At 76.7% G+C, this 7,546-nt stretch carries 4 protein-coding genes; all 4 read left to right on the top strand.

The annotated features are described in order from the left end of the window. The first annotated feature begins 44 nt into the window (after positions 1 to 44). A complete protein-coding gene (locus AB0E96_RS35825; protein WP_359830107.1) occupies positions 45 to 5,924 on the top strand; it encodes an amino acid adenylation domain-containing protein in 5,880 nt (1,959 codons plus the stop codon). 79 nt (positions 5,925 to 6,003) lie between these two features. Then, positions 6,004 to 6,207, top strand: coding sequence for an MbtH family NRPS accessory protein (locus tag AB0E96_RS35820; RefSeq protein ID WP_359830105.1), 204 nt, complete (start codon positions 6,004 to 6,006; stop codon positions 6,205 to 6,207). Between the two features lie 140 nt (positions 6,208 to 6,347). Then, positions 6,348 to 6,857, top strand: coding sequence for a GNAT family N-acetyltransferase (locus tag AB0E96_RS35815; protein ID WP_359830103.1), 510 nt, complete (start codon positions 6,348 to 6,350; stop codon positions 6,855 to 6,857). 89 nt (positions 6,858 to 6,946) lie between these two features. Continuing rightward, positions 6,947 to 7,546: phosphatase PAP2 family protein (locus AB0E96_RS35810; RefSeq protein ID WP_359830102.1), on the top strand; the 600-nt coding region annotated here is incomplete at its 3' end.

Raw genomic sequence — 7,546 nt, 5'->3', positions numbered from 1 at the left:
GGCGGCGACTGTCCGGTGGTCGGATGCGCAAGGGCTGGAGGACCTTGCGCACCTGGACGCGGGCTTTCGCGGGTCTGCCGGTGAGCTGGCCCGCCGATCCGGACCGGCTGGCGTACGTGATGTACACCTCCGGCTCCACCGGCGAGCCCAAGGCCGTCGCCGTCCGGCACCGCGACGTGGCGTCGCTCGCCACCGACAGCCGCTTCGCCGACGGCAGCTGCGCCCGGGTGCTGCTGCACTCGCCGGTCGCCTTCGACGCCGCCACCTTCGAGGTGTGGGCGCCCCTGCTGAACGGCGGCTGCGTCCTCGTCGCCCCCGAGGGCCCGGTGGACGCCACCGTGCTGCGCCGCCTCGCCGGACCGGACGGACCGACCGCGCTCTGGCTCACCGCCGGACTGTTCCGGCTGCTCGCCCAGGACGCGCCGGACTGCTTCACCGGCCTGCGGGCCCTGTGGACCGGCGGCGACGTGGTGCCCGCCGCCGCCGTGCGCCGCGTCCTGGCGGCCTGCCCCGGGCTCACCGTGGTGGACGGCTACGGGCCCACCGAGACCACCACCTTCGCCACCGCCCACGCCCTGGCCGACGCCGCCGCGGTGCCCGGCACCGTCCCGATCGGCCGCCCGCTGGACGACCGGCGGGTGCACGTCCTGGACCGGCGGCTGCGGCCCGTCCCGCCGGGCTGCGCGGGCGAGCTGTACCTGGCCGGCGAGGGCCTGGCCCGCGGCTACCTCGGCCGCCCGGGGGCGACCGCCGCCCGCTTCCTCGCCGACCCGGCCGGCCCGCCCGGCGCCCGGATGTACCGCACCGGGGACCTCGCCCGGCGGCGCGCCGACGGCACCGTGGAGTTCCTCGGCCGCGCCGACGACCAGGTGAAGATCCGGGGCTTCCGGGTCGAGCCCGCCGAGGTGGAGGCCGCGCTGGCCGCCCACCCGCTGGTCACCGACGTCGCCGTGGTCGTCCGCGAGGACCGGCCCGGCGCCCGCCGGCTGGTCGCCTACCCGGTCGGCGCCGCCGACCCCGAGGAGCTGCGGGCCTTCGCCGCCCGCAGCCTGCCCGACTACCTCGTGCCGGCCGCCTTCGTCCCGCTCGCCGCGCTCCCGCTGAGCCGCAACGGCAAGGTCGACCGCTCCGCCCTCCCGGCGCCGGAAGCCGGCGGCGAGCGCCGCTCCCGCACCGAGCCGCGCACCGACGCCGAACGCCGCACCGCCGAGGTCTTCGCCGAGGTCCTCGGCATCCGCCCGCCCGGCGTGGACGAGGGCTTCTTCGAGCTGGGCGGCGACTCCATCCTCAGCATCCGCCTCGCCGCCCGCCTCGCCGAGGCCTTCGGCGCCGACCTCGGGCCGCGCGCGGTCTTCGACCACCCCACCCCGGCCGGCCTGGCCCGGCTGCTCACCGCGGAACCGGCCGCCCCGGCCCGCCCGCCGGTGCTCCCGGTGCCCCGCGAGGGCGCCGCCCCGATGTCCTACGCCCAGCAACGCCTCTGGTTCCTGGAGGAGTTCGCTCCCGGCGGCGCCGAGTACGCCACCGCGCTCGCGCTGCGGCTGCGCGGCACCCTGGACACCGGCGCGCTCGGCGCGGCGCTGGGCGCCCTGGCGGCCCGGCACGAGTCGCTGCGCACCACCTTCGACAGCGTCGACGGCCACGGCGTCCAGCTCGTCCACCCGCCGCAGGACGTCCCGCTGCCGCTGCACGACCTCGCCGAACTGCCGGACGGGGGGCGGGCGGAGGCGCTGGGCGCGCTGCTCGCCGCCGAGCGCGCCCGCCCCTTCGACCTGCGTCGCGGGCCGCTGCTGCGCCCCGCCCTGGCCAGGCTGGCCGACGGCGAGCACGTGCTCGCCCTCACCCTGCACCACATCGTCACCGACGGCTGGTCCACCGGTGTGCTGCTCACCGACCTCGCCCACCTCTACCGCGCCGAACTCGGCTCCACGGAGCCCCCGTTGGCGCCGCTGCCGGTGCAGTACGCCGACTACGCGCACTGGCAGCGCACCGCCGGCGCCCCCGCCGAGGAACAACTCGACTACTGGAAGCGGCAGTTGGAGGGCGTCGGCGCGCTGCGGCTGCCCACCGACCGGCCCCGGCCCGCGGTGCGCACCAGCAACGGCGCCACCGCCCGGCTGGAGCTGCCCGCCGACACCGCCCGCCGACTGGCCGCCGTCGGCCGGGAGCGCGGCACCACCCTGTTCACCACCCTGGTCGCCGCCGCCCAGGCCTATCTGGCCCGGCTCGGCGGGGACACCGACGTCGCCGTCGGCACCGTCACCTCCGGCCGCGACCGGCCCGAGACGCAGAACCTGGTCGGATTCTTCGTCAACACCCTGGTGCTGCGCTCCCGGATCGAGCCCGAGCGGCCCTTCGAGGCGCTCCTCGGCGACGTGCGGCAGACCGTCCTGGACGCCTTCGCCCACCAGGACGTGCCGTTCGAGAAGGTCGTCGACGAGGTCCAGCCGGAACGCGACACCAGCCGCAGCCCGCTCTTCCAGGTCCTCGTGGTGCTCCAGAACACCCCGTCCGCCGCCCTCGACCTGCCCGGCCTGGACGTGGCCGACGTCGAGACCGACAACACCCGCACGGCCTTCGACCTGGTCCTGGAGTTCGCCGAGGCCGACGGCGGCGCGCTGCACGGCCTGCTCACCTACAACACCGACCTGTTCGACGCGGACACCGTCGAGCGGATGGCCGGCCAGCTCGCCGCCCTGCTGACCGCCGTCGTCCAGGACCCGGCCCGGGCCGTCGGCGCCCTGCCGCTGGCCGGCCCGGACACGCCGCCCGCCGAGACCCGCGGCACCTTCCGCCCGGTGCCCGAGGCGACCCTGGCCGAGCTGTTCGAACGGCAGGCCGCCGCCACCCCCGACGCACCGGCACTGCTCGACGGCGAGCGGGAGATCGGCTACGCCGAACTGGACCGGGCCGCCAACCGGCTCGCCCACCGGCTCATCGGGCGCGGCGTCGGACCGGAGCGGCTGGTCGCCCTCGCCCTGCCCCGCTCGGCGGCCATGGTCGTCGCCCAGCTCGCCGTCGCCAAGGCCGGCGGCGCCTTCCTCCCCGTCGACCCGGACTACCCGGCGCCCCGGCGGGAGTTCATGGTCCGCGACTCCGGCGCCCACCTGCTGCTCGACGACCCGGCCGAGGTCTGGGCCGCCGACGGGCCGGACACCCCGCCCACCGACGCCGACCGCACCGAAGGCCTCACCCCCGCCCACCCCGCCTACGCCATCTACACCTCGGGCTCCACCGGAACGCCCAAGGGCGTCCTGGTCACCCACAGCGGCCTCGCCGTCTTCGCGGCCGCCGCCGCCGAGCAGTACGCCGTCGGCCCCGGCGACCGGGTGCTCCAGTTCGCCTCGCCCAGCTTCGACGCCTCCGTGCTGGAGCTGTGCATCTCACTGCTCTCCGGGGCCGCCCTGGTCACCGGCGAGGAGGGCCCGCTGGTCGGCGAACGGCTCGCCGAGGTGCTCGCCGACCGCCGGATCAGCCACACCCTGATCCCCCCGGCGGCCCTGGCCACCGTGGACCCCGCGCCGGCCGCCGCCCTCACCGGGCTGCGCACCCTGGTGGTCGGCGCCGAGGCCTGCCCCGCCGACCTGGTCGACACCTGGGCCCCCGGCCGGCGGATGATCAACTCCTACGGCCCCACCGAGGCCACCGTCGTCGCCAGCTGGACCGAACCGCTCGCCCCCGGCACCGGCAGCCCCACGATCGGCCGGCCCAGCGGCGCCACCCGCGCCTACGTCCTGGACACCGCGCTGCGGCCGGTACCGCCCGGCGTCACCGGCGAGCTCTACCTGGCCGGCCCCGGCCTCGCCCGCGGCTACCAGGGCCGCCCAGGCCTGACCGCCGCCCGCTTCCTCGCCGACCCGCACGGCCCGGCCGGCGCCCGGATGTACCGCACCGGCGACCTCGCCCGCCGCGACGCCGACGGCCGGCTCCGGTTCGCCGGACGCGCCGACGAGCAGATCAAGCTGCGCGGCTTCCGGATCGAACCGGGCGAGATCGAGAGCGCCCTGCGCCGCAGCCCCCTGGTGCGCGACGCCGTCGTGACCGTCCGCGCCGACGGCCCCGGCGGCGGCCGACTGGTCGGCTACGTCGTCCCGGCCGACGCCGAGCGGGGCGCTCCCGCCCTCGAACTGCGGCTCCACCTGGCCGAGTCGCTGCCGCCGCACCTGGTCCCCGCGGCCTTCGTCCCACTGGAGCGCCTGCCGCTCACCCCCAACGGCAAGCTCGACCGGCGCGCCCTGCCCGACCCCGGACCCGTCCAGGCCACCGCCGCCCCCGGCCGGGACCCGGAGACCGACCTCGAACGCCGGATCGCCCGGATCTGGGCCGACGTCCTCGGCCTCGAACGGGTCGGCGCCGACGACAACTTCTTCCTGCTCGGCGGCGACTCCATCCTCACCATGCAGGTGGTGTCCCGGCTGCGCCGCGACGGCCTGCGGATGGCCACCCGGGACCTCTTCAGCCACCAGACCGTGGCCGAACTGGCCACCGTCGTCCAGGCCGCCGGCGAGCGCACCGACGACGGCCCGGTCACCGGGGACGTCCCGCTCACCCCCATCCAGGAGTGGTTCCTGACCACCCCGCGCGCCGCCCACCACCACTTCAACCAGTCCACCCTGCTCGAACTCGCCGCCGACCCCGACCCGCGGGCCCTGCGCGCCGCCCTCGACGCCCTGCTCGAACACCACGACGGCCTGCGGATGCGCTTCACGCACGACGAGGCCGGCTGGCACCAGTTCAACCCGCCGCCCGCGCCCGTCGAGGACCTCCTGGTCCACTGCGACCTGACCGGGCAGGGCACCGAGGCCGCCGACGCCGCCATGGCCAAGGCCGCCGACGAACTCCACGCCGGCTTCGACCTCGCCCGCGGCCCGCTGCTGCGCGCCGCCCTGTTCACCGGCCACCCCGACCACCCGGCGCTGCTGCTCCTGGCCGCCCACCACCTCGTCGTCGACGCCGTCTCCTGGCGGGTGCTGCGCGACGACCTGGAGAGCGCCCACGCGCAGGCCGCCCGCGGCGAGGCGATCACCCTGGGGGAGCGCGGCACCTCCTTCCAGGACTGGGCGCGGCGGCTCTCCGCCCACGTCGCCGAGGGCGGCCTGGACCACGAACTCCCGTACTGGGAGGAGGCGGTGAGCGCCCGGGCGGCCCTGCCCGGCGGCCTGGACGGGCCCGGCGACGGCCCCGGCGGTGACGGCACCGGCGGTGACGACACCGGTGGCGACGTCTCGGCCCGCGCGGCGGTCACCGTCGAACTCGACGAGGCGGACACCGAGGCGCTGCTGCGTGCCGCCCCCGCCGCCTACCGCACCCGGGTCAACGACGTGCTGCTCGCCGCCCTCGCCCTCGCCCTGGCCCGCTGGAGCGGCCAGGAGCGGATCGGCCTGGACCTGGAGGGCCACGGTCGGGAGGACCTGCTGGAGGGCGTCGACCTCTCCCGCACGGTCGGCTGGTTCACCACCGTCCACCCCGTCGGCTTCCACGTCCCCGACCCCGCCGCGCCCGACCCGGACCGCGACTGGCGCGCCCTGGTGAAGTCCGTCCGCCGGCAACTGCGCGCGGTGCCCGGCAACGGCCTCGGCTTCGGCGCGCTGCGCACCTTCGGCACCCCCGAGGTCCGCGAGCGGCTCGCCGCCGGCGGGCACGGCCAGGTCGTCTTCAACTACCTCGGCCAGTGGGACGCCAGGCCCGAGACCGCCGGGGACGGTCTGGTCCGCGCGGAGCTCGGCTCCTTCGGCCAGGACCACGACCCCCGGGACGGCGGCTCCCACCCGCTGGAGGTGGTCGGCGCCGCCCGGAGCGGACGCCTCGCCTTCACCTGGCACCACCGGCCCGCCGTCCACGGCACCGAGGCCGTCCGCCGGGCGGCCGAGGACTTCGCCGCCGCCCTGCGGCAGATCGCCCGGCACGCCCGGGAAGGACGGTGACGCCCACCACCACCCGCCACCACCCACCCGCACCGAACCCCGCCACGACCGACCGATGACGACGACGAAGGAGCCCGACATGGACGAGAACACCCGCTACCAGGTGCTGCGCAACGACGAGGAGCAGTACTCCCTCTGGCCCGCCGAGCTCGACGTACCGGCCGGCTGGCAGGCCGTCGGCACCGAGGGCACCGAGGCCGAGTGCACCGCCTACGTCGACGAGGTGTGGACCGACATGCGCCCGAAGAGCCTGCGCGAGCGCATGGAGAACGCCCGGGCCTGACCGGCTGCGGGACGGCAGCCGGCCGCGTGCGGGCCGGCCGGCCCCGTCCCCACCACCGCACCGCCGCGTCACCGAACCACCGAACCACCGAACCACCGAACCACCGAACCACCGAACCACCACGACCCGAGGAGAGCAGCATGACCCCTCCGCTGCGCACCGAGCACCTGGAGTTCATCCCCTACCGGACCGAGGACGAGGACGCCTTCGTCTCCCTGCTGCGCGACGCGGACGTGTGCCGCTGGATGGGCCAGGACCTCGTGCCCGAGCCGGACATCCGCACGCTGTTCCGCGCGATCCTGAGCGACGTCTACCCGCAGAACCTCTTCGACGTCTGGGGCCTCTGGGTGGACGGCGCGTACGCGGGCCACGCCGAGGTCAAGCGCGCCGGGAACGTCGACGGCCACGAGCTGGTCACCGCGCTGGCCCCGGCGTTCTGGGGCCGGGGCCTGGGCGGCGAGGTGGTGCGCGGCCTGATCCGCTACGCCGGTGAGGAGCTGGGACTCAAGGAGGTCTACGGCATGGTCGGCGCGGAGAACACGCCGAGCCTGACGATGTGCCACCGGCTCGGCTTCCGGCACCTGCGCGACGTGGTCGGGGACGACGGCTCGGTGACCAAGCTGGTGGCCATCTCCACGGACCAGGCCTGATCCGGGCCCGAACCCCGTACGGCCGTCCGGGGACACACCCGGGCGGTCACCTCCTCGGCACGGCGGGCCCGCTTCGTTAGGCTCGTCGGATGACACGACTGGGGACCACACGACTGGACGCCATCGACCGGGCCCTGTTCGACCGCATCGCCGCCGCGCCGCTGCACGGCACGCGGCCATGGCTGCGGGCGCTGAGCAGGGCCGCCGACCACGGGGTGCTCTGGACGGCCACCGCCGCCGTCCTCGGCACCGTCGGCGGACGCCGCGGCCGGCGCGCGGCCCTGCGGGGGCTCGGATCCCTGGCCATCGCCTCGGCCACCGCCAACACCGTCGCCAAACACGCCACCCGCCGCCCCCGCCCGGCGGCGGACGGCGTGCCCGCCATCCGCAGGCTGCTGCGGCAGCCCGTCACCACCTCCTTCCCCTCCGGCCACGCGGCCTCCGCGGCCGCCTTCGCCACCGGCGTGGCCATCGAGTCCCCGCTGCTGGGCGCGGCCGTCGCGCCGGTCGCGGCGGCGGTGGCGTTCTCGCGCGTCTACACCGGCGTGCACTACCCCGGCGATGTCCTCGCGGGCGCGGCCCTGGGGGCGGGCGTCGGCGTGTCCATCGCCTACCACTGCGCCAAGGCCGGCATCGACGTACTCCTGCTGGAGAAGGACCAGTTCGGCACGGCCACCACCGCGGAGACC

The sequence above is a fragment of the Kitasatospora sp. NPDC036755 genome (assembly GCF_040636595.1).
Taxonomy (GTDB): Bacteria; Actinomycetota; Actinomycetes; order Streptomycetales; family Streptomycetaceae; genus Kitasatospora.
Note: the sequence above shows the minus strand (reverse complement) of the source record. Positions and strands in the feature narration are given on the sequence as shown.

Excerpts from the sequence above, each read along its gene's own strand:
- AB0E96_RS35815 (WP_359830103.1), top strand. The coding sequence starts at position 6,348 with ATGACCCCTCCGCTGCGCACCGAGCACCTGGAGTTCATCCCCTACCGG.
- AB0E96_RS35820 (WP_359830105.1), top strand. The coding sequence starts at position 6,004 with ATGGACGAGAACACCCGCTACCAGGTGCTGCGCAACGACGAGGAGCAG.